The 24,621-nt window shown below is 71.2% G+C and carries 23 protein-coding genes and 1 pseudogene; 20 read left to right on the forward strand and 4 right to left on the reverse strand.

Annotated features, from left to right (window positions below; all coding sequences use genetic code 11):
- Positions 1–206 precede the first annotated feature (206 nt).
- The 5 genes from AB0K60_RS17270 to AB0K60_RS17290 all read left to right on the forward strand — a co-directional run bounded on the left by AB0K60_RS17270 (position 207) and on the right by AB0K60_RS17290 (position 4,299).
- Positions 207–1,112 carry a dihydrodipicolinate synthase family protein gene (locus tag AB0K60_RS17270; protein WP_364055103.1) on the forward strand — a complete coding sequence of 302 codons (906 nt, stop codon included), beginning with the start codon at positions 207–209 and terminating at the stop codon, positions 1,110–1,112.
- 42 nt (positions 1,113–1,154) lie between these two features.
- A complete protein-coding gene (locus AB0K60_RS17275; protein WP_364055106.1) occupies positions 1,155–2,156 on the forward strand; it encodes a proline racemase family protein in 1,002 nt (333 codons plus the stop codon).
- Positions 2,153–3,187 (forward strand): proline racemase family protein, encoded by a 1,035-nt coding sequence (locus AB0K60_RS17280; protein WP_364055109.1) that lies wholly within the window; start codon positions 2,153–2,155, stop codon positions 3,185–3,187. Before AB0K60_RS17275 ends, AB0K60_RS17280 begins: the two co-directional genes overlap by 4 nt.
- Before the next feature lie 210 nt (positions 3,188–3,397).
- Positions 3,398–3,571 carry a hypothetical protein gene (locus AB0K60_RS17285; RefSeq protein ID WP_364055112.1) on the forward strand — a complete coding sequence of 58 codons (174 nt, stop codon included), beginning with the start codon at positions 3,398–3,400 and terminating at the stop codon, positions 3,569–3,571.
- A complete protein-coding gene (locus AB0K60_RS17290; RefSeq protein ID WP_364055115.1) occupies positions 3,568–4,299 on the forward strand; it encodes a GntR family transcriptional regulator in 732 nt (243 codons plus the stop codon). The genes AB0K60_RS17285 and AB0K60_RS17290 overlap by 4 nt, the downstream gene beginning before the upstream one ends.
- A gap of 84 nt (positions 4,300–4,383) precedes the next feature.
- Here AB0K60_RS17290 and AB0K60_RS17295 read toward each other — a convergent pair whose 3' ends face one another.
- The 3 genes from AB0K60_RS17295 to AB0K60_RS17305 all read right to left on the reverse strand — a co-directional run bounded on the left by AB0K60_RS17295 (position 4,384) and on the right by AB0K60_RS17305 (position 7,140).
- A complete protein-coding gene (locus AB0K60_RS17295; RefSeq protein WP_364055118.1) occupies positions 4,384–5,292 on the reverse strand; it encodes an EamA family transporter in 909 nt (302 codons plus the stop codon).
- Between the two features lie 116 nt (positions 5,293–5,408).
- A complete protein-coding gene (locus AB0K60_RS17300) occupies positions 5,409–6,125 on the reverse strand; it encodes an ABC transporter permease (protein WP_364055842.1) in 717 nt (238 codons plus the stop codon).
- Positions 6,126–6,231: 106 nt separating this feature from the next.
- The gene (locus AB0K60_RS17305; protein WP_364055121.1) at positions 6,232–7,140 is read right to left on the reverse strand and encodes an ABC transporter ATP-binding protein; all 909 of its coding nucleotides are present in this window, start codon (positions 7,138–7,140) and stop codon (positions 6,232–6,234) included.
- Between the two features lie 412 nt (positions 7,141–7,552).
- On the opposite strand from AB0K60_RS17305, the gene AB0K60_RS17310 reads away from it, so the two are divergent.
- Positions 7,553–8,341 (forward strand): VOC family protein, encoded by a 789-nt coding sequence (locus AB0K60_RS17310; protein ID WP_364055124.1) that lies wholly within the window; start codon positions 7,553–7,555, stop codon positions 8,339–8,341.
- Positions 8,342–8,424: 83 nt separating this feature from the next.
- Here the strand turns inward: AB0K60_RS17310 and AB0K60_RS17315 are convergent, their stop codons facing one another.
- Positions 8,425–9,870, reverse strand: a complete 1,446-nt coding sequence (locus AB0K60_RS17315; RefSeq protein ID WP_364055127.1) for a serine/threonine-protein kinase — start codon at positions 9,868–9,870, stop codon at positions 8,425–8,427.
- A 202-nt stretch (positions 9,871–10,072) separates the two neighbouring features.
- Here AB0K60_RS17315 and AB0K60_RS17320 point away from each other — a divergent pair, with 202 nt between their 5' ends.
- The 14 genes and pseudogenes from AB0K60_RS17320 to AB0K60_RS17385 all read left to right on the forward strand — a co-directional run bounded on the left by AB0K60_RS17320 (position 10,073) and on the right by AB0K60_RS17385 (position 24,619).
- On the forward strand, positions 10,073–10,846 hold the full coding sequence (locus AB0K60_RS17320; protein ID WP_364055130.1) for a metalloregulator ArsR/SmtB family transcription factor: 774 nt from the start codon (positions 10,073–10,075) through the stop codon (positions 10,844–10,846).
- Between the two features lie 114 nt (positions 10,847–10,960).
- Positions 10,961–12,373, forward strand: coding sequence for a Fe-S cluster assembly protein SufB (sufB, locus tag AB0K60_RS17325; RefSeq protein WP_364055133.1), 1,413 nt, complete (start codon positions 10,961–10,963; stop codon positions 12,371–12,373).
- A 2-nt stretch (positions 12,374–12,375) separates the two neighbouring features.
- A complete protein-coding gene (sufD, locus tag AB0K60_RS17330) occupies positions 12,376–13,527 on the forward strand; it encodes a Fe-S cluster assembly protein SufD (protein ID WP_364055136.1) in 1,152 nt (383 codons plus the stop codon).
- Positions 13,524–13,847, forward strand: a complete 324-nt coding sequence (locus tag AB0K60_RS17335) for a non-heme iron oxygenase ferredoxin subunit (protein WP_364055139.1) — start codon at positions 13,524–13,526, stop codon at positions 13,845–13,847. The genes sufD and AB0K60_RS17335 overlap by 4 nt, the downstream gene beginning before the upstream one ends.
- Complete coding sequence (gene sufC / locus AB0K60_RS17340; protein WP_364055142.1) at positions 13,848–14,639, forward strand: Fe-S cluster assembly ATPase SufC; 792 nt, start codon at positions 13,848–13,850, stop codon at positions 14,637–14,639.
- A 91-nt stretch (positions 14,640–14,730) separates the two neighbouring features.
- Complete coding sequence (locus tag AB0K60_RS17345) at positions 14,731–15,990, forward strand: cysteine desulfurase (RefSeq protein WP_364055145.1); 1,260 nt, start codon at positions 14,731–14,733, stop codon at positions 15,988–15,990.
- Positions 15,987–16,433, forward strand: coding sequence for a Fe-S cluster assembly sulfur transfer protein SufU (gene sufU / locus AB0K60_RS17350; RefSeq protein WP_364055148.1), 447 nt, complete (start codon positions 15,987–15,989; stop codon positions 16,431–16,433). Before AB0K60_RS17345 ends, sufU begins: the two co-directional genes overlap by 4 nt.
- Before the next feature lie 68 nt (positions 16,434–16,501).
- A complete protein-coding gene (locus AB0K60_RS17355) occupies positions 16,502–16,819 on the forward strand; it encodes a metal-sulfur cluster assembly factor (RefSeq protein WP_364055845.1) in 318 nt (105 codons plus the stop codon).
- 83 nt (positions 16,820–16,902) lie between these two features.
- Positions 16,903–16,998, forward strand: a pseudogene (locus tag AB0K60_RS17360) (metal-sulfur cluster assembly factor); the annotation flags it as partial.
- Positions 16,999–17,549: 551 nt separating this feature from the next.
- Positions 17,550–19,148: a DEAD/DEAH box helicase gene (locus AB0K60_RS17365; protein WP_364055151.1), complete on the forward strand. Its 1,599-nt coding sequence runs from the start codon at positions 17,550–17,552 to the stop codon at positions 19,146–19,148.
- Positions 19,149–19,753: 605 nt separating this feature from the next.
- Positions 19,754–21,526 carry an ABC transporter substrate-binding protein gene (locus tag AB0K60_RS17370; RefSeq protein ID WP_364055154.1) on the forward strand — a complete coding sequence of 591 codons (1,773 nt, stop codon included), beginning with the start codon at positions 19,754–19,756 and terminating at the stop codon, positions 21,524–21,526.
- Between the two features lie 218 nt (positions 21,527–21,744).
- Positions 21,745–22,740 carry an ABC transporter permease gene (locus tag AB0K60_RS17375; RefSeq protein ID WP_364055157.1) on the forward strand — a complete coding sequence of 332 codons (996 nt, stop codon included), beginning with the start codon at positions 21,745–21,747 and terminating at the stop codon, positions 22,738–22,740.
- A gap of 101 nt (positions 22,741–22,841) precedes the next feature.
- A complete protein-coding gene (locus AB0K60_RS17380; protein WP_364055848.1) occupies positions 22,842–23,672 on the forward strand; it encodes an ABC transporter permease in 831 nt (276 codons plus the stop codon).
- Entirely contained in the window at positions 23,672–24,619 is a 948-nt protein-coding gene (locus AB0K60_RS17385; protein WP_364055160.1) for an ABC transporter ATP-binding protein, read from the forward strand. Before AB0K60_RS17380 ends, AB0K60_RS17385 begins: the two co-directional genes overlap by 1 nt.
- Positions 24,620–24,621 lie beyond the last annotated feature (2 nt).

A 24,621-nucleotide genomic window follows, 5' to 3' on the forward strand; every position in this document is an offset into this window, starting at 1 on the left:
AGGTTCCGGGTTCGGAGCCTGCTCAAGGGCGGCATGCGCCACCGCGTTTCGACGAGCGGTCGCATGTGGAGCCGCGGTCCCGGCCGGACGAGACACCCTCCTCCCCGGCACAACCCCCTGAACGGCTGCATCCGCCGTCCCCGGAACAGCGATCCCCGGAGCAGCAGTACCCGGACATCCCTCCGCCCCAGTGAGAAGGAGCCGTCGTGACCACCTCCACACCGAAACCCCGTGAGCCCTGGCACGGCGTGATGGTGGCGACCGCGCTGCCGCTGCGCGCCGACCTCACCCCCGACTACGACGCCTACGCCGCGCACTGCCGCCGACTGGTTGAGCACGGCTGCGACGGGGTGGTGCCCAACGGGTCGCTCGGCGAGTACCAGACCCTCACCCCCGAGGAGCGGGCGCGTGTCGTCGAGACCGCCGTCGAGGCGGTGGGCGGCGACCGGGTCATGCCCGGCGTGGCCGCCTACGGCTCGGCCGAGGCGCTGCGCTGGGCACGGCAGGCGGCCGACGTGGGCTGCCGTGCCGTGATGCTGCTGCCGCCGAACGCCTACCGCGCCGACCCGGAGGCGGTCATGGAGCATTACGCCGAGGTCGCCTCGGCGGGCCTGCCCGTCGTCGCGTACAACAACCCCATCGACACCAAGGTCGACCTGACACCGCCCCTGCTCGCCCGCCTGCACGCCGCGGGCCTGATCGTCGGCGTCAAGGAGTTCACCGGCGACGTACGGCGCGCCTACGAGATCGCCGAGCTCGCCCCCGGCCTCGACCTGCTCGTCGGCTCCGACGACGTGGTCCTGGAACTCGGCATCGCCGGGGCCGTCGGCTGGATCGCGGGCTTCGCCAACGCCCTCCCCGAGGCGTCCGTCGCCCTCTACCGCGCGAGCGTCGCCCGCGCCCTCGACACCGCGCTTCCGCTCTACCGCACCCTCCACCCCCTGCTGCGCTGGGACGCCAAACCCGAGTTCGTCCAGGCGATCAAACTCGCCATGGACCTCGTCGGCCGATACGGCGGCCCCTGCCGGCCGCCCCGCCGGGCGCTCAACCCGGAGCAGGACGCCGCCGTCCGCGCCGCCACGGAGAAGGCCCTCGCCGAGGGGCTGCGATGAGGCCCGGCGCGATGGCCGCGTGGACCACGCCGAGGAGGGCCCATGCGTAGCCGGAGGATCTTCCACGCGGTGGACTCGCACACCGAGGGCATGCCCACCCGGGTGATCGTCGGCGGCGTCGGCGTCATCCCGGGCGCGACGATGGCCGAGCGGCGTGAGCACTTCATGGCCGAGATGGACCACATCAGAAGGCTGCTCATGTACGAGCCGCGCGGCCACTCGGCGATGAGCGGCGCCATCCTCCAGCCGCCGACCCGGCCGGACGCCGACCACGGGGTGCTGTACATCGAGGTGTCGGGCTGCCTGCCGATGTGCGGCCACGGCACGATCGGCGTGGCGACGGTGCTGGTGGAGACCGGCATGGTCGAGGTGACCGAGCCGGTGACGACGATCCGGCTCGACACCCCGGCCGGGCTGGTCGTCGCGTCCGTCGCCGTCGAGGACGGCGCGGCCCGGTCGGTGACGATCCGGAACGTGCCGTCGTTCAGCGTCGCCCTCGACCGGACCGTCAAGGTGTCCGGCCTGGGGGAGATCGGCTACGACCTGGCGTACGGCGGCAACTTCTACGCGATCGTCCCCATCGAGGCGATCGGCGTGCCCTTCGAACGCTCGCAAGGCCGGCGCATCCTCGACGCCGGACTCGCGATCATGGCCGCGATCAACGAGCAGGCCGACCCCGTCCACCCCGTCGATCCGCGCATCCGCGGCTGCCACCACGTGCAGTTCGTCGCCCCCGGCTCCGACGCCCGATACTCCCGGCACGCGATGGCCATCCACCCCGGCTGGTTCGACCGCTCCCCGTGCGGCACCGGCACCAGCGCCCGCATGGCGCAGCTCCACGCCCGGGGCGAGCTCCCGCTCGGGGCCGACTTCGTCAACGAGTCGTTCATCGGCACCCGCTTCACCGGCCGCCTCGTCGAGGAGACCGAGGTCGCGGGGGTTCCGGCGGTCGTCCCCACGATCACCGGCCGCGCCTGGGTGACCGGCACCGCTCAGTACTTCCTCGACCCGACCGACCCCTTCCCCGAAGGATTCCTCCTGTGAGCGCCCGCGCCGCCGAGCCGCCGATCGACCCGGTGACCGAGCCGGTGACTGAGACGGTGATCGAGACGGTCGACTACCACACGGCGGGGGAGCCGTTCCGCGTCGTCGTCGGGGGAGCGCCGCCGATCCCCGGCGCGACCGTGCTGGACCGCCGGGAGACCGCGGCCGGTTCGGAGGAGATCGACCGGGTACGGCGGCTGCTGTGCCACGAGCCGCGCGGACACGCCGACATGTACGGCTGTTTCCTGGTCCCGCCGGACGACCCCGGCGCCCACCTGGGCGCGCTGTTCTGGCACAAGGACGGCTACTCCACCGCCTGCGGCCACGGCACCATCGCCCTGGGCGTCCACGCCGTGCGGACCGGCCTGGTGCGGCCGGACCCGGACGGCCCGACCGAGGTGATCATCGACGTCCCGTCCGGCCGGGTGAGCGCGATCGTCGTCTGCAGGCGCGGACGCGTCGAGTCGGTCGTCTTCCGCAACGTGCCCTCGTACGTCGTGGCCCGCTCGGTCCCCCTCGACGGCCCCGGCCTGACCGGCGTGACGGTGGACATCGCGTACGGCGGGGCCCTCTACGCCGTCGTCCCGGCGTCCGCATTCGGTCACACGGTGACGCCCGGGGATCTCGCCGCGCTGGTCGCCCGTGGCCGTATGATCAAACACGCTCTGGTGGATCATCCCGCCGCCACCCATCGCGGCGATCCCCGCCTGTCCGGCATCTATGGGGTGATCTTTCACGAGGAGGTCGCCCCCGGCCACCAGCGCAACGTGACCGTCTTCGCCGACGGCGAGGTCGATCGCTCGCCCTGCGGATCGGGCACGGCGGCCCGTCTCGCCCTGCTGCACGCCGACGGCTTCACCGGCGAGCTCCGCCACGAGAGCATCGTCGGGACGTTCTTCACCGCACGCGTGGCGCGGGTGGAAGGCGAGGCGATCATCCCCGAGATCGAGGGCATGGCCTACCGCACCGGCGAGCACCGCTTCACCCTCGATCCGGACGACCCTCTCGGCACCGGCTTCACGCTGAGATAGGCCGGAGATGGGTGTCGTGGGACCGCCTGGAAGAAGACCGGACTCGGGCGGGGCCCGAGCCGGACGAGCGTCGCCTGCGACGGCCCCGGCGCGACCCGGAACACGCGCCAGGACCCGGCACAGGTGAGGCGGCACGATGGGGGCCGCAGAGATGAGGCGGCACGAGTGAGTGAGGGGCGCAGACGATCATCGATCAGAGGAGGAGCCGGCGTGGACGCCGTGATGGATCCGCGCACGCCGCAGCGGCGCCGACCGGGGCCGGGGCCGCTCGTGTTCATCAGCGTCGCAATGGCCTGGGAGGATCTCGGGGTGGCGTCGGCCGCCTACGAGGCGTGGGCCGGTGCTCCGGCCCCGTTCGGAGCGGAAGGGGGACTCGGCGGATGACCACTGGAGCCGGCGACCGGCTCGACCTGCCGATGGTCGGGGGCCGTCAGAGCCTGCGCGAACAGGTGGCGCAGGCGCTGCGCAACGCCCTGATCGCCGGCGAGATGCGCTCGGGCATGGTCTACTCCGCGCCCGCGCTCGCCGCCCAGTTCGGCGTCTCGGCGACGCCGGTGCGCGAGGCGATGCTCGACCTGGCCAAGGAGGGGCTGGTCGAGGCCGTGCGCAACAAGGGCTTCCGGGTCACCGAGCTGTCCGACCGCGACCTCGACGAGCTCACCGAGCTGCGCCGCCTGATCGAGGTGCCCACGGTCGCCGCCCTGGCCGACGCCTCCAGGGCCGCCGAATTCGAGCGCCTCCGTCCCCTCGCCGCCGAGATCGCCGAGGCCGCCGACCGGGGCGACCTGCTCGTCTACGTCAACGCCGACCTGCGTTTCCACCTCGACCTGCTCGCCCTGTCCGGCAACTCCCACCTGGTCGCCGTCACCCGCGAGCTGCGCCACCGCGCCCGCCTCAGCGGCCTGCGCGCCCTGTCCGAGCGCGGCCTGCTCGCCGACTCGGCCCGCGAGCACCTGACCCTCCTGGACGCCCTCGTCCGCGGCGACGCCGAGGCCGCCCGCGCAACCATGAACCACCACCTCGACCACGTACGCGGCATCTGGGCCAACCGTCCCGAGCCGCCGGGGTCCGCGCGGCCCGATCCGGCGACGCGGGCGTCCGGCGAGGCGTGACCGCCCCGGCGGAGCGCTCGGGCGTCGGCGACATCCGGGTCGGCGTCCGAAGGGACCCCCGCCTGCGCCGCCGCGTGCGACCGTTCAGGCGCGGGCGGTGCGGGTCGAGCCGAGGGAGGCGGCCACCACGCAGGCGATGGCGGCCCATTCGCGGATGTCCAGCACCTCGCCGAGGATGACCAGGCCGACCAGGGCCGCGGCTGCGGGCTCCAGGCTCATCAGGATGCCGAACACGTTCTTCGGCATGCGGCGCAGGGCCTCCAGCTCGATCGAGTACGGGATGACCGACGACAGCAGGCCCACGCCCATGCCCAGCAGCAGGATCTCGGGGCTGAGCAGGGCCGCGCCGCCGGTGGCGACGCCGATCGGAGCGGCCAGGACCACGGAGACCATCATCGCGAAGGCGAGGCCGGTGGTGCCGGGGAAGCGGCTGCCCGTGGCCGCCGAGAGCAGGATGTAGGCGGCCCAGAACACCGCCGCGAGCAGCGCGAAGCCGATCCCGGCCCAGCTCACCCGCCCCTCGCCGCCGGGGGCGAGCAGCAGCACCCCGGTGCCCGCCAGCGCCACCCACAGCAGGTCGAGCCGCCGCCGGGACGCCGCCACGGCGACGCCGAGCGGGCCGAGGAACTCGATGGCCACGGCGATGCCGATCGGCAGGCGGGCCAGCGCCTCGTAGAAGGTGAGGTTCATCAGGCCGAGCGTCGCCCCGAACGCGATCCCGACGCCCAGGTCCCGGCGGCTCAGGCCGCGCAGTCGCGGCCGGGCCATCAGCCCGAGGATCAGCGCGCCCGCCGCGATCCGCAGGAACACCACCGAGCTCGGCGGAAGCTGCGCGAACAGGTTCTTGGCCAGGCCCGCGCCGAGCTGGACCGACATGATGGCCAGCAGCACCAGCCCCGGCGGCGGGATCGCGTCCGACGCCGCCCGCAGCAACGCACCCGGCCGGATCCGTCCCTCGCGGTACGGCTCGCCCGACCACGCCGACGCCGTCATGCCCACCCCCGCCAGATCGTCCCCCGCCGGATCAACGCCGAGACGTCAGCGTACCCGGCCACAAAACGGCGCATTTCGACGCCCCCCGCCCGCGGGCCGCCGGGCCCGGCGGCCGGTCACTCCCAGCGGAAGGTGCGGGCGGCCAGGGCCAACGTGACCGCGGCCCAGACGAGCAGGATCAGGGACTGCGCGGCGGGAAAGCCGCCGCCGTCGGCCAGGACCGAGCGCAGACCGGTGGACAGCGCGGTGATCGGCAACAGATCCAGGACGCCCTGCACCCCCTCGGGGAAGCGGTCGACGGGGAAGACGACGCCCCCGACGCCCAGCAGGACGAGGTAGACGAGGTTGGCGGCGGCGAGGGTGGCCTCGGCGCGCAGGGTTCCGGCCATGAGCAGGCCGAGGCCGCTGAAGGCGGCGGTGCCGAGCAGGATGAGCAGGGCGGCGGACGGCCAGCCGCCGGCGGCTGGCCGCCAGCCCAGGGCGAAGGCGACGGCGGAGATCACGACCACCTGGACGACCTCCACGGCGACGACCGCGAGCGTCTTTGCGAGCATGAGGCCGGGGCGGGACAGCGGGGTCGCGCCGAGGCGTTTGAGCACGCCGTACCGGCGCTCGAAACCGGTCGCGATCGCCTGGCCGGTGAACGCCGTGGACATGATCGCCAGGGCGAGCACGCCCGGGGCCACGTGGTCCACCCGGCTGCCCTCGACCTGCAGCAGCGGCGCGGCGGAGAAGCCGACCAGCACCAGGATCGGGATGATCATGGTGAGGAGGAGCTGCTCGCCGTTGCGGAGCACGCCCCGCACCTCCGCCCCCGTCTGCGCGGCCACCATGCGCGGCAGCGGCGCCGCGCCGGGCGCGGGGGTGAAGTCAAGCGTCGTCACGGGTCTCTCCTGATGTGCGGTTCGCGTCGGGGCGAGCAGGCGGCGGCCGATGGGGTCATCGCAGCTCGCGGCCGGTGAGTTCGAGGAAGACGTCCTCCAGGGTGCGGCGTTCGATGCTGAGGTCCTCGGTGGTGACGCCCTCGGTGGCGCACCAGGCGGTGACCGTGGCCAGCAGCTCGGGGCCGACCTGGCCCTCGATGATGTAGTGCCCTGCCGGGGACTCCTTGGCCGCGCTGCCGCCGGGCAGGGCGGCGAGCAGCTCGTCGAGGTTGAGGCCGGGGCGGGCGCGGAAGCGGAGCTGGCGTTCGGCGCCGGTGAGCTCGGCGGGGGTGCCCTCGGCGACCACCCGGCCGTGATCAATGATCAGGACGTGGTCGGAGAGCTTCTCGGCCTCGTCCATGAAGTGCGTGGTGAGCACGATCGAGACGCCCGCCTCGCGCAGCGCGGCGACCATGTCCCAGCAGGCGTGCCGGGCCTGCGGGTCCATGCCCGCGGTGGGCTCGTCGAGGAACACCAGCTCGGGGCGGCCGATCACGGCGGCGGCCAGCGACAGCCGCTGCTGCTGGCCGCCGGAGAGCCTGCGGTACGGCGTGCGCGCGCAGGCGGTGAGGCCGAGGCGGTCCAGCAGCGCGGCCGGGTCGAGCGGATGGGCGTGGAAGCGGGCGACCAGGCGCAGCCACTCGCCGCCGCGCATCGCCGGCGGCACGCCCCCGGTCTGGGGCATCACGCCGACGCGGGCGCGCAGTTCGGGACGGGACGGGGGCAGGCCGAGCACCCGGACCGTGCCGCCGTCCGCCCGCCGGAAGCCCTCGCAGATCTCGATCGTGGTGGTCTTGCCCGCGCCGTTGGGGCCGAGGATCGCGGTGACCGCGCCGGGTTCCGCGGCGAAGGTCAGGCCGTCGACGGCGGTGGCACGGCCGTACCGCTTGACCAGATCGACGACCTCGACGGCAGGGGAACTCATGCCACGAGTCTAGGGAGTGCCGATGGCGCTTCCGCCGTTGCGTGGCGGGTGTTGCGGGCACGTCGTGCCACCACCTGGCCATGACCGGGCCACGACCGCGCCACGACCGGGCCACAATCGGCCCACGATCGGGCGCGGTGGCGGGCGTCTGCTGGGCAAGCGCATATAAGGGCGATTAGCGGTAAATCTCTTCGAATATCCGCGTCAAGTCGATGATTTGGGCGCATTTACGTGCAACGTTGGGAGGCGTTGAGCCCGAGACTGCGGGTAGGCGTCCCGGCGCGAGCCGGAGCGACGGTGCCGGAGCGACGGTGCCGGAGCGTGGTGCCGGAGCGACGGTGCCGGAGCGTGGTGCCGGAGCGATGGGGCAGCGATGGGCCGGGAGCGATGGGGCCAGGAGGGGGTTGCGCCGATGTCAGATAGGGCCGGGTACCAGCCCGGCGTTCCCTGCTGGGCGGATCTGTCGACCACCGACGTCAAGGCCGCAGCCGCCTTCTACGGCGAGATGCTGGGCTGGGACGTGGAGTTCGACGACCGCGCCGACGCCGGCGGCTACGGGCAGTTCTTTCTGCGCGGCCGGCGCGTCGCGGGGATCGGCCCCACCTTCACCGAGTCGGCGTCCGCGTGGAACACCTACTTCGCGACCCGGGACGCGGCCGGGACCGCGGCCAAGGTCGGGGCGTGCGGCGGCACGGTGGTCATGGAGCCGATGCCCATCTTCGATCAGGGCGTGATGGCGGTCTTCCAGGATCCCTGCGGGGCGTTCTTCTCGGTCTGGCAGGCGGGTCGGCACGTCGGCGCCGAGTTGATCAACGAGCCGGGGACGGTGTGCTGGAACGAGCTCACGACCCGCGACGTCGCGGCGGCAAGGGACTTCTACACCAGGATCTTCGGCTGGCAGTCCCGCACCAGCGACATGGGCGGCGCGCCGTACACCGAGTTCCTCGCCGACGACCACTCCGTCGCGGGAGCGGTGCCGATGAGCGCCGTCCACCCGCCCGAAGCGCCTCCGCACTGGCTGGTCTATTTCTGCGTCACCGACACCGACGCCGTCACGGCCCGCGCCGAGCGGATCGGCGGCACGATCCTGGCGCCGCCGCGCAGCGTCCCGGTCGGCCGCTTCTCGGTCCTGGCCGACCCGCAGTCGGCGCCGTTCGCCGTGATCGCCCTGCCCGAGATCCCGCCTGAGACCCCTCTCTAGACCCTTTGCGACCTTTCGAGACCTTTCGAGACCTTTCGAGACCCTTTGCGACATCGCGGCCGCGGCGGGGCCGAGCGGCGGGGTCACCCCGTGATGGCGGCGATCAACTCGGACGCCTTCGGGCGGTTGCGGGGGTCCTTGTCCAGGCAGGCGGCGATCGGCCGCACCAGGGGTCCGGGCAGGCCGGACAGGTCGGGCTCCTTGGTCATGATCTGGTGGAGCACCTGGTACGGGTTCGACCCGTTGAACGCGATCCGGCCGGTGCCGCCGTAGATCATGGTCGAGCCCCAGCTGAATATGTCCGACGCCGGTCCGATCGACTCGCCGTTGATCTGCTCGGGGGACATGTAGAGCGGGGTGCCCTTGATGCCCGCCGTGGTGGTGCCCTGGTCCAGCGCCTTGGCGAGGCCGAAGTCGATGACCCGGGGCCCGTCCGGGGCGAGCAGCACGTTCGCCGGCTTGAAGTCGCGGTGCACGATTCCGGCCCGGTGGATCGCCGCCAGCGCCCCCGAGGTGGCGATGGCGAGGCGGATCAGGCTGTCCCCGCTCATCGGGCCCTCCTTCCGCACCTGCCGCTCCAGCGAGGAGCCCGCGACGTACTCGCTCACGATGTAGGCGGAGCCGTCCATCACCCCCGCGTCGATGATCCGGGCGGTCGAGTAGGACGGCACCCGCCGCGCCGCGGTGACCTCCCGGATGAATGTCTCGCGTTCTCGCTCGCTGACGCGGTGGTGCAGCACCTTCAGGGCCACGCGCGTGCCGTCCGGATGCTGGGCCAGGTAGACCGTGCCCTGACCGCCCTCGCCGATCTTGTCAAGAAGCAGGTACTGCCCCAGCCGCCTGGGCGGGCCCTGGGGCGGCGGCGTCGCGGGGCCCCATGCCGCCTGATTGGGCGAGGGGGTCCAGTCGCGCGGGCCGGGAGAGGGCGGGCCGGGGGGCGTGGGCCACGAGTGCCGCGCGGGGGAGTGGGACCCCGGTGCATGAGGCGCCGGAGTGTGGGGTGCCGGTGCGTGGGGTGCCGGTGCGTGCGGACCGGAATTCGTGGGGACGGTGAACGGCGTCGCCATTGGGAGAGGGGCCGCCGCCGGGTGGGCGGGGAACGGAGCCTGGGGGGCGGGGGCCACCGGCCGAGGCGGCCACGCGTGCGGCGCGGCGTGGCGGTGAGCGGCGCGGGCGGACCTGGGCATGAAGACCGACTGCCGGATGAGGAGGGTGTGCACCAGGCCGCCGATCATGTTGGTGAGCCACGCGATCGCGAAGAACGCTTCGGACAGGGCGTAATCGTGGTCCGAGGCGATGAGCCCCAGGATCATCAGGGTGAAGTAGAAGATCACCGCCATCGCCTGGAACAGGCTGCGTAACCGGATGGCGGCGCTGGCGACCACCGCGAAGGTCAGCAGGCCGAACGTGTAGAGGGGCGCCAACGCCCACACGACGCTGACGGCCTGACGCGCGCCCGACAGGCGGCCGGGCACGCCCCCGTACGGCGGGGAGGGGAGGTGCGGGCCGGGGCCCTGTGGATAGGACACAGCGCGAATGATACGGACTCACCGGCCTTACCGAGGGATAACCGGTGCTGTGGGGGCCGCCGATCCGGCTCCTCCAGGCCCGTCCGCCAGAGCTTAGGTAAGCCTTGCCTGCGTGATGTACGTCATTTCAAGGATCTCGCGCGAGGGTTTGTGTTGCGGGAAGGAATTACGCCACACTGATGTTGTGAAAAACATGGCGGGAATGAAGCAGGGCAGGCAGGAGACCGCGGACGCGCGGCCGTCCGGCGTGCTCGATGGCGTTCCCGCCGCCCTGGCACCGCAGGGGCCGACCGGGGGGAACGAGCGCGGGACCCGCGCGCGTGTCGCCCGGCTGATCCTGGAGCACGGGCCGATCACCGCCGCCGCGCTCGGCGAGCGGCTCGGCCTGACCCCCGCAGCCGTGCGCCGTCACCTCGACGCGCTGCTGGCCGAGGGCATGATCGAGCCGCGTACCGCCCGGCCGCGAGGCCAGCGGGGGCGCGGCAGGCCGGCGAAGCTGTTCGCGATCACCGACGCGGGCCGCAGCGCCTTCGAGCACGCCTACGACGACCTGGCCGGGAGCGCGCTGCGCTTCCTGGCCGAGCGTATCGGCAAGCACGCGGTGACGGAGTTCGCGCGCTCCCAGGTGGCCGGGCTCGTCGAGCGGCTCGCGCCCGCGATGCGCGAGGTGCCCGTCGAGCAGCGGGTGCGCATGCTCGCGCAGGCGCTGTCCGCCGACGGATACGCCGCGTCCTCCAGCCAGGCCCAGTCCGGCGGCGAGCAGCTGTGCCAGCACCACTGCCCGGTGGCGCACGTCGCGGCCGAGTTCCCGGAGCTGTGCGAGGCCGAGACCGAGGCGTTCGCGCGCCTGCTCGGCACCCCCGTGCAGCGGCTGGCGACCATCGCCCACGGCGACGGGGTGTGCACCACCCACGTCAGCCCGCACGCGCTGGCCGTACGGAACAAACAGGCGCGGCGACCGGACGCCGACATCTGACGACGACACCTGACGACACAGACGACAACCAGTGAGCAGACCCAGGGGCGCGTGCCCGGCACGCGCGATAGATCACGCAAGCACGCCTACGGACAAGAGCAAGGAGACCGGAGGGTGACTGTCACCGACCGCCCGGAGCTGGCAGGCCTCGGGAACTACAAGTTCGGCTGGGCCGACCCCGACGCCGCCGGCGCCGCTGCGCGCCGAGGCCTGTCCGAGGAGGTCGTTCGCAACATCTCCGAGCTGAAGAACGAGCCGGAGTGGATGCTCGACCTGCGGCTGAAGGGCCTTCGCCTGTTCGAGAAGAAGCCCCTGCCGACCTGGGGTTCCGACCTCTCCGGCATCGACTTCGACAACATCAAGTACTTCGTCCGCTCCACCGAGAAGCAGGCCGCGTCCTGGGACGAGCTGCCCCCGGACATCAAGAACACCTACGACAAGCTGGGCATCCCCGAGGCCGAGAAGCAGCGGCTCATCGCGGGCGTCGCCGCCCAGTACGAGTCCGAGGTCGTCTACCACAAGATCCGTGCGGACCTTGAGGAGAAGGGCGTCATCTTCCTCGACACCGACACCGGCCTCAAGGAGCACCCGGAGCTCTTCAAGGAGTACTTCGGCTCGGTGATCCCGGTCGGCGACAACAAGTTCGCCGCGCTCAACACGGCCGTGTGGTCCGGCGGGTCGTTCATCTACGTGCCGCCCGGCGTGCACGTGGAGATCCCGCTGCAGGCCTACTTCCGGATCAACACCGAGAACATGGGCCAGTTCGAGCGGACCCTGATCATCGTGGACGAGGGCTCCTACGTCCACTACGTCGAGGGCTGCACCGCGCCGATCTACTCCTCCGACTCGCTGCACAGCGCGGTCGTGGAGATCATCGTGAAGAAGAACGCGCGCTGCCGCTACACGACCATCCAGAACTGGTCGAACAACGTCTACAACCTGGTCACCAAGCGCGCCGTCGCCTACGAGGGCGCGACCATGGAGTGGATCGACGGCAACATCGGCTCGAAGGTCACGATGAAGTACCCGGCCGTCTACCTCATGGGCGAGCACGCCAAGGGCGAGACCCTGTCGGTCGCGTTCGCCGGCGAGGGCCAGCACCAGGACGCCGGGGCCAAGATGGTCCACCTGGCGCCGAAGACGTCCTCGACGATCGTGTCCAAGTCGGTGGCGCGCGGAGGCGGGCGCACCTCCTACCGCGGCCTCGTGCAGATCGAGGAGGGCGCGGCGGGCAGCGCCAGCACCGTCAAGTGCGACGCGCTGCTGGTCGACACGATCAGCCGCTCCGACACCTACCCGTACGTGGACGTCCGCGAGGACGACGTGTCCATGGGCCACGAGGCCACCGTCTCCAAGGTCTCCGAGGACCAGCTGTTCTACCTGATGAGCCGCGGCCTGAACGAGGACGAGGCGATGGCGATGATCGTGCGCGGCTTCGTCGAGCCGATCGCCCGCGAGCTCCCGATGGAGTACGCGCTGGAGCTGAACCGGCTCATCGAGCTGCAGATGGAAGGAGCGGTTGGCTGACCATGGGCCTGGAGACCGTCAAGCCGCTGTCCACCCGCCGCGACGCCGCGTCCTGGGACCTGGCGGTGCTGGCCGGTGACGACCTGGACCGCCACTTCCCGGTGCCGACCGGCCGCGAGGAGGACTGGCGCTTCACCCCCCTGTCCCGGCTCAAGGGGCTGCACAACGGCAAGGCCGTGTCGTCGGGGACGGTCGCCGTCGAGGTGAACGCCCCCGACCCGGTCATGATCGACTCGGCCGGGCGGGAGGACCCCCGGGTCGGCCGCGCGTTCACGCCCGCCGACCGCGTCGCCGCGCAGGCGTACGTGTCGTTCGAGAAGGCGGTGATCGTCACCGTCCCGGCGAACGAGGCGCTCACCGAGCCGATCACCGTCAAGCTGCGCGGCGAGGGCCAGGGCGCCGCCTACGGCCACATCGTCATCAACGTGGGCGAACTGGCCGAGGCGACGCTCATCCTCGACCACACCGGCACCGCCGTCTACGCCGACAACATCGAGTTCGTCGTCGGCGACGGCGCGACGCTCAAGGTGGTGAGCCTGCAGGACTGGGACGACGACGCCGTGCACGTCTCCCACCACCACGCCCGGCTCGGCCGCGACTCGGTGTTCCGCTCGTTCGTGGCGACCCTCGGCGGCGACCTGGTACGGCTCGCCCCCACGGTGACCTTCACCGCGCCCGGCGGCGACGCCGACCTCACCGGCCTGTACTTCGCCGACGCCGGCCAGCACCTGGAGCACCGCCTCCTGGTCGACCACGGCGTGCCGAACTGCCGCAGCCACGTCACCTACAAGGGCGCGCTGCAGGGCGACAACGCGCACACCGTGTGGATCGGCGACGTCATCATCCGCGCCGAGGCCACCGGCACCGACACCTACGAGTACAACCGCAACCTGGTGCTCACCGACGGCGCCCGCGCCGACTCGGTGCCCAACCTGGAGATCCTCACCGGCGAGGTCGCCGGGGCCGGCCACGCCTCGGCCTCCGGCCGCCTGGAGGACGAGCACCTGTTCTACCTGCAGTCCCGGGGCGTGCCGTACGACGAGGCCCGCCGGCTGGTCATCATGGGCTTCTTCGGCGAGCTGATCGAGCGCATCTCGGTGCCCGAGCTGCGCGAGCGGGTGCTGAGCGCGGTGGAAGCGGAGCTGGAGAAGTGACGTACGTCAAGGTCTGCGCCCTCGACGACATCCCCGACTCCGGGGTGCTCGGCGTCGAGGTCGGCGAGACGCCGGTGGCGCTGGTCCGCCAGGGGCACCAGGTGCACGCGCTGCACGACGTGTGCTCCCACGCCAACGTACGGCTCAGCGAGGGCGACGTGTACGACGGCACCCTGGAGTGCTGGCTGCACGGCTCGTGCTTCGACGTCCGCACCGGCAAGCCCACCGGCCCGCCGGCCACCCGGCCCGTGCCGGTCTATGGAGTGAAGATCGACGGCGATGACGTGCTCGTCTCGCTCGACAACGATGGAGATTCCTAAGTGTCCACCCTGGAGATTCGCGACCTGCATGTCGCCGTCGACGGCAAGCAGATCCTCAACGGCGTCGAGCTGACCGTCCGGTCGGGGAAGACGCACGCCATCATGGGCCCGAACGGCTCGGGCAAGTCGACGCTCGCGTACGCGATCGCCGGCCACCCCAAGTACACCGTCACGAGCGGCCGGGTGCTGCTCGACGGCGAGGATCTGCTGGAGATGAGCGTCGACGAGCGCGCCCGCGCCGGGCTGTTCCTCGCCATGCAGTACCCGGTCGAGGTTCCCGGCGTCAGCGTGTCCAACTTTCTGCGCTCGGCCGTCACCGCCGTGCGCGGCGAGGCGCCCAAGCTGCGCGAGTTCACCAAGGAGCTCAAGGCCGGCATGGACGCCCTCGCGATCGACCCGGCGTTCGCGCAGCGCAACCTGAACGAGGGCTTCTCCGGCGGGGAGAAGAAGCGCCACGAGATCCTCCAGCTCGAACTGCTCAAGCCGAAGATCGCCGTCCTGGACGAGACCGACTCCGGCCTCGACGTGGACGCGCTGCGGGTGGTCTCCGAGGGCATCAACCGGTTCCGCGGGGTCGGCGAGGGGGTCGGCGAGGACGGCGGGACCGGCGGCAAGGACACCGGCGTCCTGCTGATCACCCACTACACGCGCATCCTGCGCTACGTTAAGCCCGACTTCGTGCACGTGTTCGCCGGTGGGCGGATCGTCGAGGAGGGTGGCCCGGAGCTCGCCGACCGCCTGGAGGCCGAGGGCTACGAGCGCTACGCGCAGGCCGCCAAGGCGTCGGCGTGACGTCAGGCGTTGACACGCGTCCCCGCGCGGGCCGGTGTGCGGGCGGGGACGCGAGGACGAGAACGGGCGCGAGGGAGATGACGAGGCGGCCATGAGCACGACATTCGACGTCGAGAGGATCCGCAAGGACTTCCCGATCCTCTCGCGTGAGCTGCCCGGCGGACGGCCGCTGGTCTACCTCGACTCGGGCAATTCCTCACAGAAGCCCACGCAGGTCATCGAGGCCATGCGCGAGCATCTGTCCGCCCACTACGGCAACGTGGGCCGCGCCCTGCACGTGCTCGGCAGCGAGTCCACCGAGGCGTACGAGGGCGCCAGGGACAAGGTGGCCGCGTTCGTCGGCGCGCCGAGCCGCGACGAGATCGTCTTCACCAAGAACGCCTCCGAGGCGCTCAACCTCGTCGCCTACGCCTTCGGCAACCCCTCCTGCACCGACGAGCGGTTCGCGATGGGCCCCGGCGACGAGATCGTCATCACCGAGATGGAGCACCACTCCAACATCGTGCCGTGGCAGCTGCTCGCCCAGCGCACCGGCGCCACCCTGCGCTGGTTCCCGGTCACCGACGAGGGCCGCCTCGATGTGTCCGGCCTGGCCGAGCTCGTCACCGAGCGCACCAAGATCGTGTCGATCGTGCACCAGTCCAACGTGCTCGGCACCGTCAACCCGGTCGCGCCGGTGCTCGCCCGCGCCCGCGAGGTCGGCGCGCTGATGATGCTCGACGCCTCCCAGTCGGTGCCGCACCAGAACATCGACGTGGCCGCGCTCGGCGTGGACTTCGTCGCGTTCACCGGGCACAAGATGGTCGGCCCGTCCGGCATCGGCGTGCTGTGGGGCAGGCGCGAGCTGCTCGACGCGATGCCCCCGTTCCTCGGCGGCGGCGAGATGATCGAGGCGGTCTGGATGGACCGCTCGACGTACGCGCCGGTGCCGCACAAGTTCGAGGCCGGCACGCCGCCGATCGTCGAGGCCGTCGGGCTCGGCGCGGCGGTGGACTACCTCACCGGCGTCGGCATGGACGCGATCCGCGAGCACGAGCACGAGCTCACCGCCTACGCGCTCGGCGCGCTCAAGGAGATCGACGGGCTGCGGCTGATCGGCCCGTCCGACCTCGCCGACCGGGGCGGCACGATCTCCTTCACCCTGCCGGACATCCACCCGCACGACGTGGGGCAGATCCTCGACGACGCGTTCGGCATCGCGGTGCGCGTCGGGCACCACTGCGCGCGGCCCCTGCACCTGAGGTTCGGAATACCCGCGACGACACGGGTGTCGTTGTACCTGTACAACACCACGGCCGAGATCGACGCGCTGGTCCGCGGCCTTCATCACGTTAAGAAAGTCTTCGCATGATCGCCGAGTCGCTCTACCAGGAGCTGATCCTGGAGCATTACAAGCACCCGCAGGGACGCGGGCTGCGCGAGCCGTACGACGCCGAGGTCCACCACGTGAACCCGACCTGCGGCGACGAGATCACCCTGCGGGTGAAGCTGAAGGACGGCGCGGACGGCACGCGGCACGTCGAGGACGTCTCCTACGAGGGGCAGGGCTGCTCGATCAGCCAGGCGGCCGCCTCGGTGCTGCACGAGCTGACCACCGGCTCGACGGTCGGGGAGACGCTGTCGGTCGTGGACGAGTTCACCCGGCTCATGCAGGGCAGGGGCCAGGTCGAGCCCGACGAGGCCGTGCTCGGCGATGCCGTGGCGTTCGCCGGGGTGGCCAAGTACCCGGCGCGCGTCAAGTGCGCGCTGCTCGCCTGGATGGCATACAAGGACGCGGTGGTGAGGAGCCAGTGAGCAAGCCAGTGGAGACACCGGTGGGCGCGAACCCGGAGACCGCCGAGGCGGCCGGCGACGACACCAGGCTGGAGGAGGTGCTGGAGGCGCTGAAGGACGTCGTCGACCCCGAGCTGGGCGTGAACGTCGTCGATCTCGGCCTCGTCTACGGCATCAACCTCGACCCGGCCGAGCAGGACGGCGCGGCGCCCGTCGCGACCATCGACATGACGCTGACCAGCGCCGCCTGCCCGCTCACCGACGTCATCGAGGACCAGGCCAACTCCGCCCTGGAGGGACTGGTCTCCGACGTCCGCATCAACTGGGTATGGCTGCCGCCGTGGGGCCCCGACAAGATCACCGATGAGGGGCGCGACCAGCTCCGCATGCTCGGGTTCAACGTCTGACCCTCGGCGCGTCAGGCGGCATCCCTCCGCCGTGGCCGTGCCCGGTACGCGGGAGGGCGGCTCCGGTGACACCCGTGGCGCTCGTCCGCATCAACTGGGTGTGGCTGCCGCCGTGGGGCCCCGACAGGATCACTGACGAGGGGCGCGACCAGCTCCGCATGTTGGGGTTCAAAGTCTGATCGTCGGCGCGTCGGGCGGCGGCGTTCCTCCGCCGTGGCCGTGCCGCGTACGCGGGAGGGCGCTTCGGTGACATCCGTGGCGCTCACACACGCGTCGGTTCGCCACGGCGAGACCGCGGGTCCGGTGACATCCTGCGGCGCTCACACGGCGCGTCGGCGTGTTCGTCCACGATGTGCAGCAGTCCGGCTCGTCCCGGCCGGAACACGGGGGACACGAGGGCGTCCGGGTCGGGCGCCGCGGCCGGGCCGTACCCGGGCCTCAGTGCCGCCGCGAGGTCGGCGTCGCGGCGGAACCGCGGCCGCCTGGACGTTCGCCATGCCCGTCCGAGGCGCTTGCGAGGGGTGCTTCCGGCCCAGGTGATCGAGGCGCTTCCCTGAGCCGTTATAATCGTTCTTGACCCGTGACCTATGGTGCTCTGACACCCCTGGGTCGGCATCCTCCCGATGCCCGTTCCGTGGCGCGGCCACAGCCCCGCCACGTCGGCTCGTCCTTTCGCAGAAGTGACGTGCCGCGATCGTCCTTCTACCGAAAGGCACGCATCATCGTGACCATGCTTGACGCCGCCCTGTCCGACAGCGCCCCGCGGTCGGAGCCCGGAGACCCCGGAGAGGACGGCGCCGCGACCCACGCCCTGCCGGCCACCGCACCGGCCGGACCGCCGGAGTTCGCGCTGCTCGGCCTGCCCAGGCCGCTGGTGTCGGCGCTCGCCAGGCAGGGCATCACCAGCCCGTTCCCCATCCAGACCGCCACCATCCCCGACATCCTCGCCGGGCTCGACGTGCTCGGCCGGGGCCAGACCGGGTCGGGCAAGACGCTCGCCTTCGGCCTGCCCACGATGGCGAGGGTCGCGGGGGAGCGCGCCGCGCCCGGCCGTCCCCGCGCCGTCATCCTCGTGCCCACCCGTGAGCTGGCGCTGCAGGTGTCCGACGCGCTTGAGCCGCTCGGGCGCGGGCTGTCGCTGCGCTTCAAGGCCGTCGTCGGCGGCATGTCGATGAGCCGCCAGATCGAGGCGCTGCGGCGCGGCGTCGAGATCGTGGTGGCGACCCCCGGGCGGCTCACCGACCTGATCCAGCAGGGCGAGTGCTCGCTCGCCGACGTGCGGGTCACCGTGCTCGACGAGGCCGACCACATGTGTGACCTCGGCTTCTTCCCCGTCGTCAGCGCGCTGCTCGAACAGACGCCCGCCGACGGCCAGCGGCTGCTGTTCTCCGCCACGCTCGACGGCGACGTCGACAGGCTCGTGCGGCGCTTCCTCAACGAGCCCGTCACCCGCTCCATCGACCCGCCCACCTCGGCGGTGGAGACGATGGAGCACCACCTGGTGCAGGTCTCCCGGGACGACAAGTTCGCCGTCACCGCCGAGATCGCCAACCGCGAGGGCCGCACCATCCTGTTCGTACGCACCCAGCACGGCGTGGACCGGCTGGTCAAGCAGCTCGCTCGGGTCGGCGTACGGGCCGGCGGCCTGCATGGCGGCAAGCGGCAGAACCTGCGCTCGCGCATCCTGTCGGAGTTCCGCGAGGGCGGGGTCACCGTCCTGGTGGCCACCGACGTGGCCGCGCGCGGCATCCACGTCGACGACGTCAGCCTCGTGCTGCACGTCGATCCGCCGATGGACCACAAGAGCTACCTGCATCGCGGCGGCCGTACGGCTCGCGCCGGCGGCAGGGGCACGGTCATGACGCTGGTCACGCCCGCCGAGCGGCGCCTCACCGACGCCCTGGCCCGCCGCGCCGGCATCCGGCCCCACCGGCTGAAGGCCACCCCCGGCCACCCGCGTCTCGCCGAGGTCGCGGGGGCGCAGCCGCCGAGCGGCGAGGCCGTGCCGGTGTGGGAGCCGCCGCCCCCGGTCAAGCGGCGGCGCCGCGAGCCCATCGGCGAGCGCCGCCCGCGCCGCCACCGCCCCGCGCACGAGCGCTCCGCCGAGGGGCCCCACGATGGCCAGGATGGCCGTCATGAAGGCCGCCACGAGGGACGTCACGAGGGCCGCCACGACGGGCGTCGTGACGGCGGCCCCGAGCGGTCCCATGAACGCTCTCGCGAGCGGGCACACGACCGACGCAACGGACGCGTGCGCGGCGACCAGGCCCCCGGCGAGCGGGGGCGCGGCGACCGCCCGGTCACCGGCAGGACCCCCGTAAGCTCCTAAGATCCGTCGGCCGAGACCGGCCTCCTGCGCCGGAGGCTCCGGCGACCTCTTGACGCGGCGGGCGCGCCCTGCTCGCCATGAAACTTTCACGGCCGTGCGCGGCGGCGGGCCCCCGAGCAGCCGCCCGCCGTACGGACGCCGCATGAAACAGCATGAAAACGCCCCGTCGGGAGACCCCGGCGGGGCTGATCGTTTTCACGTTGGTAACACTTCGGCGCATTGCCGCAACAGGACAGTCCCCCAGCCTTGACAGTGCCGTCACGCCGATTTTACCGTCACGGTACTTATCCGGTTCAGTCCTGTTGGCTTTCGCGATGGACGACCGGGCCCGTGTGGCTGCGTCCGCTCCGCGCAGCCGGTCCCGGCCCGCCATATTTTCCGATGCGGTCGCAGTGCTTTTCGGGACCGCCGTGGCTTCATCGCTGAACCGGTTCAGTGACCAGTCCGCATGCGCCGCTTTTCGTCGAAAAGGAGATTGGGGGGAGGGCCCCGCGAGGGCCGTCCGTTCCCGGGGAGGCGGGGCCGCGCCCGCCGTACGGGCCGGAACCGGACAGCACGGCCGGCCGCTACCAGTGATCCTCCGCCAGGGAGGAAGGAGTTCCGTGATGCGACGTCATCGGTGGAGATTTCTCGCAGTTTCCCTTGCCGCCTGCCTGACCGCCGCGGCGTGCAGCGGGGGGTCGCAGACGCCGTCGGCGCCGACCGGGTCCGCGCCCGCCGCCTCCCAGCCCGCCGCGGGCGGCGGAGCGGCCGGGGGCGCGTTCCCGCGCAACGAGACGCTGTACACCAGCGGCACCCAGTGGGGGCCGCCGGCCAACTGGAACCCGATCCGCGAGTGGGACCACGCCACCGGCACCAAGGGCCTGGTCTACGAGACCCTGTTCCACTTCGACCCCAACACCGGCCGGCACGTGCCGTGGCTCGCCGAGAGCGGGAGCTGGACCAGCGACACCGTCTACGAGCTGAAGCTGCGCCAGGGCGTCACCTGGGCCGACGGCAAGCCGTTCACCGCCGACGACGTCGTGTTCACCTTCGAGCTCGGCAAGCTGAAGACGGTGCCGTACGCGAACCTGTGGACCTTCCTCGACAAGGCCGAGGCGGTCGATCCGCAGACGGTGAGGTTCACCTTCAAGAAGGCCAACTACCAGCAGTGGTCCATCCACCTCTACAGCCGCGCGATCCTGCCCAAGCACATCTGGGAGGGCCGCTCGGAGACCGACGTGATCGAGGGCGTCAACGAGAAGCCCATCGGCACCGGCCCGTACCAGTACCACAGTCACGACCAGGACCGCATGGTCTGGGTGAAGCGTGACGGCTGGTGGGCCACGAAGGCGCTGAACATGGACGTCAAGCCCAAGTACATCGTCGACATCGTCAACTCCAGCAACGAGGTGGCGATGGGCCTGCTGCTGCAGCAGGGCCTGGACCTGAGCAACAACTTCCTGCCCGGCATCGCCAACCTGGTGCAGAACAAGAACTTCGGCGTCTCCACCTTCTACCCCGAGCCGCCGTACATGCTGTCGGCCAACACCGCCTTCCTGGTGCTGAACACCACCAAGAAGCCGATGAACGACCCGGCCTTCCGCAAGGCGGTCGCGTACTCGGTCGACACCAAGAAGATCGTCGAGGGCGTGTACGGCAACCTGGTCAAGGCCGCCAGCCCGACCGGCCTGCTGCCGCAGTGGGAGCAGTACGTCGATCAGAACGTGGTGAACGAGCTCGGCTTCAAGTACGACCCCGCCGAGGCGAAGAAGCTGCTGTCCGACGCCGGCTACAAGGACACCAACAACGACGGCTTCGTCGAGGGCCCCGACGGCTCCAAGATCGAGCTGAAGATCATCGTCCCGGCCGGGTGGACCGACTGGATGGAGTCGATCCGCGTCATCGCCGAAGGCGCCAAGGCCGTCGGGATCAACCTGACCCCCGAGTTCCCCGACTTCAACGCGCTCGTCGACGCCCGCGCGGCGGGCAAGTTCGACATGCTCATCAACAACGAGCGGCAACTCGCCAGCACGCCGTGGCACTACTACGACTACATGTACCAGCTGCCGATCCAGAAGCAGCAGAACACCGTCAACTTCGGCCGCTACGAGGACAAGAAGACCTGGGAGCTGGTGCAGGAGCTGGACAACAAGAAGACCGACGACGTCGCGGGCATGAAGGAGGTCATCTCCAAGATCCAGCGGCGGCACCTGGAGGAGCTGCCGATCATCCCGCTCTGGTACAACGGCCTGTGGTCGCAGGTGACCAGCAACGTCTGGAAGAACTGGCCCACCTCCGCCCCGAACGCGCCCAAGTCGGCGCCCACCATGTGGCGCAACTGGATGGAGCTCGGCGGTCTGGAGACCCTCACCACGCTCCAGCCCGCGGGACAGTGACTGTCCTGACGGTCCCCGCCGCCGTCTGAACGCGACCGGCGCCGGTCCGGCCGGGTCAGCCGATCCGGCCGGACCGGCCAACCCGGGCGGGTCGGCCCGGCCGGATCGGGCCGGCACTTCGCGAAAAGCCGGCGCGGTCCACGCACGCCTCTCTCGCGCACCGCACGCGGGGGAGGAGCTCGTCCACCGTCCCGTACCCGCCGATCGGGGGAGGAACATTGCGGCGATATTTCCAACGGAAGCTGCTCGTCTACGGGCTCACGTTCTTCGTGGCCGTCACGATCAACTGGATGATCCCCCGGTTCATGCCGGGCGATCCCGTGTCGAGCATGCTCGCCCGGGCCAGCGTGGGGCAGCCCGCCGCCGTGGAGGCCATGCGGGCGCACTACAACGCCCTGTTCGGCTTCGACCGGCCGATCTGGGAGCAGTACCTCAACTTCTGGGGCTCGCTGCTGCGGGGCGACCTCGGGGTCAGCATCTGGCTGTTCCCGACGCCGGTGGCCGAGGTGATCGTGCGGGCCGTGCCGTACACGCTGGCCCTGCTGATCCCGGCGATCCTGCTGAGCTGGGTCGCGGGCAACCGCTTCGGCGCGTTCGCGGCGCGGCGCAAGTGGCTGGACAACACCGTGCTGCCGATCGGCTACATCCTGACGGCGACGCCGTACATGTGGCTGGCGATCCTGATGGCGTGGGGCCTCGGCGTGATCCTCGACGTGTTCCCCGTCTCCGGAGGCTACAGCTTCTCCCTCCAGCCGAGCTGGTCGTGGACGTTCTTCTGGGATCTGGCGCAGCACTGGTTCCTGCCGTTCGCCTCGCTGTTCCTGGTGGCGTTCGGCGGCTGGGCGATCGGCATGCGCAACATGATCATCTATGAGCTCGAGGCGGACTACGCGAACTATCTGAGCGCGCTCGGCGCGCCGGCGCGGCTGATCCGCCGCTACGCCTTCCGCAACGCGGTCCTGCCGCAGATCACCGGGCTCGCCCTGCAGCTCGGCGTGCTCGTGGCGGGCGCGCTCGTCACCGAGGTCGTCTTCTCCTATCCGGGGCTCGGCCACCTGATCCTCATGGCGATCCAGAACCAGGACTTCTTCCTGCTGCAGGGCGTGTTCCTGTTCATCGTGATCGGCGTCCTGATCGCCAACTTCCTCATCGACATCGTCTACATCGTGGTGGATCCGCGTACCCGGATCGGAATGGGAGGTGAGGCGGCGTGACCACCTCGGACGTCGCCAAGGACGGGCCGGCCGCCTCCGCGGGACTCGCCGGGCCCGGCGGGCCCGCCCCCGCGCCCGCCACCCGCGGCGTGCGGGCGGAGATGCTGTACTTCGCGATCCGCAACGGCAAGCTCGTGGCCGGTCTTTCGCTGCTGACGCTGCTGCTCGCGGTGGCGATCGTCGGCCCGCTGCTCATCCCCGGCGACCCCAACGCCTACGTCGGCCTCGCCGGGCAGGCGCCGTCGTCGGAGTACTGGTTCGGCACCACCCACTTCGGCCAGGACATCTTCATGCAGTTCGTGTACGGCCTGCAGTCCACGTTCCTGGTCGGGGCGCTCGGCGGCGGCCTGGCGGCGATCATCGGCATGGTGATCGGGTTCTCCGCCGGCTACTTCGGCGGCATCCTCGACGAGATCCTCAACGCGCTCACCAACGTGGTGCTGGTGCTGCCCACCCTCGCCGTGCTGCTCGTCGTCAACGCCTACCTCGGCGTGCGCAGCGTGGCGGTGCAGGCGCTGTTCATCGGGCTCACCTCCTGGCCGTGGGCGGCGCGGGCGATCCGCGCCCAGACGTTCTCGCTGCGCGCCCGCGACTTCACCGACCTGGCCCGGCTGAGCGGGGTGCGTACCTGGAAGATCATCACCAGGGAGATCGCGCCGAACATGAGCTCCTACCTGTTCATGACGTTCATCCTGCTGTTCGGCGGGGCGATCCTCATCGGCGCGTCGCTCGACTTCATCGGCCTCGGCCCCACCCAGGGCATCTCGCTCGGCCTGATGCTCAACAACGCCGCCCGCTGGAGCGCGCTGCACCTGGGCATGTGGTGGTGGTTCGTGCCGCCGGGCGCCGGCATCACCGCCATCGTCGGTTCCCTGTACGTGATGAACGTGGGCCTGGACGAGGTGTTCAACCCCAAGCTGAGGGAGACCTGATGACGCTGCGGGTGAACGACCTGCGGGTCTACTACAAGACGCTGCGCGGCGAGGTGAAGGCGCTCGACGGCGTCACCTTCGACATCGGCGACGCCGAGATCCTCGGCCTGGCCGGGGAGTCGGGCTGCGGCAAGTCCACCCTGGGCAAGGCGCTGATCCGGATGGACGGCCGGATGCGGTACCGCGGCGGCACCGTCGAGCTCGACGGCGAGCGGCTGCCGATCGACGACGACGCAAAGATGAACCGCTACCGGTTCCACGAGGTCTCGCTCATCCCGCAGTACTCGATGAGCGCGATGAACCCCACCCGCCGGATCGGCAGGATGATCCGCGAGCTGCTGGAGTCCCGCGGCGTCCGGTACGCCGACGTGGAGGAGGAGCTGCTGCGGCGGCTGGCCCTGGTGGAGCTCGACCCGCAGGTGCTGGGCAAGTACCCGATGGAGCTGTCCGGCGGCATGAAGCAGCGGACGGTCATGGTCATCTCCACGCTGCTCAACCCGTCGCTGCTGATCGCCGACGAGATCACCTCGGCGCTCGACGTGTCCACCCAGAAGGCGGTGGCCAGGACGCTGGCGGGCTTCCGGGAGCACGGCTTCGTCAAGAGCATGATCTTCATTACCCACGACATCTCGCTGACGTACCAGATCGCCGACACGATCATGGTCATGTACGCCGGGAAGCCGGCCGAGAAGGCCCCCGCCCCGGCGATCGTGAACAACCCGCGCCACCCCTACACCCAGTTGCTGATCTCCTCGCTGCCCGAGGTGGGGGTCCGGTACGCCGACAAGCGGCTGACCGGCATCCCCGGCAGCCCGCCGTCGCTGCTCGACCCGCCGCAGGGCTGCCGGTTCCGCGACCGCTGCCCGCTGGCGTTCGCCAAGTGCGCCGAGGAGCCGCCGGTCACCGAGGTCGAACCCGGCCACTTCGTGGCCTGCTGGAAGGGATGAGC

The organism is Thermopolyspora sp. NPDC052614, assembly GCF_040678635.1.
Lineage (GTDB): Bacteria > Actinomycetota > Actinomycetes > Streptosporangiales > Streptosporangiaceae > Thermopolyspora.

Bases quoted from the DNA above. Each gene is read 5' to 3' on its own strand.
- AB0K60_RS17275 (WP_364055106.1), top strand. From the start codon at position 1,155: ATGCGTAGCCGGAGGATCTTCCACGCGGTGGACTCGCACACCGAGGGC.
- AB0K60_RS17290 (WP_364055115.1), top strand. From the start codon at position 3,568: ATGACCACTGGAGCCGGCGACCGGCTCGACCTGCCGATGGTCGGGGGC.
- AB0K60_RS17295 (WP_364055118.1), bottom strand. From the start codon at position 5,292: ATGACGGCGTCGGCGTGGTCGGGCGAGCCGTACCGCGAGGGACGGATC.
- AB0K60_RS17300 (WP_364055842.1), bottom strand. From the start codon at position 6,125: ATGGTGGCCGCGCAGACGGGGGCGGAGGTGCGGGGCGTGCTCCGCAAC.
- AB0K60_RS17305 (WP_364055121.1), bottom strand. From the start codon at position 7,140: ATGAGTTCCCCTGCCGTCGAGGTCGTCGATCTGGTCAAGCGGTACGGC.
- AB0K60_RS17310 (WP_364055124.1), top strand. From the start codon at position 7,553: ATGTCAGATAGGGCCGGGTACCAGCCCGGCGTTCCCTGCTGGGCGGAT.
- AB0K60_RS17320 (WP_364055130.1), top strand. From the start codon at position 10,073: ATGAAGCAGGGCAGGCAGGAGACCGCGGACGCGCGGCCGTCCGGCGTG.
- sufD (WP_364055136.1), top strand. From the start codon at position 12,376: ATGGGCCTGGAGACCGTCAAGCCGCTGTCCACCCGCCGCGACGCCGCG.
- AB0K60_RS17345 (WP_364055145.1), top strand. From the start codon at position 14,731: ATGAGCACGACATTCGACGTCGAGAGGATCCGCAAGGACTTCCCGATC.
- sufU (WP_364055148.1), top strand. From the start codon at position 15,987: ATGATCGCCGAGTCGCTCTACCAGGAGCTGATCCTGGAGCATTACAAG.
- AB0K60_RS17365 (WP_364055151.1), top strand. From the start codon at position 17,550: ATGCTTGACGCCGCCCTGTCCGACAGCGCCCCGCGGTCGGAGCCCGGA.
- AB0K60_RS17370 (WP_364055154.1), top strand. From the start codon at position 19,754: ATGCGACGTCATCGGTGGAGATTTCTCGCAGTTTCCCTTGCCGCCTGC.
- AB0K60_RS17380 (WP_364055848.1), top strand. From the start codon at position 22,842: ATGCTGTACTTCGCGATCCGCAACGGCAAGCTCGTGGCCGGTCTTTCG.
- AB0K60_RS17385 (WP_364055160.1), top strand. From the start codon at position 23,672: ATGACGCTGCGGGTGAACGACCTGCGGGTCTACTACAAGACGCTGCGC.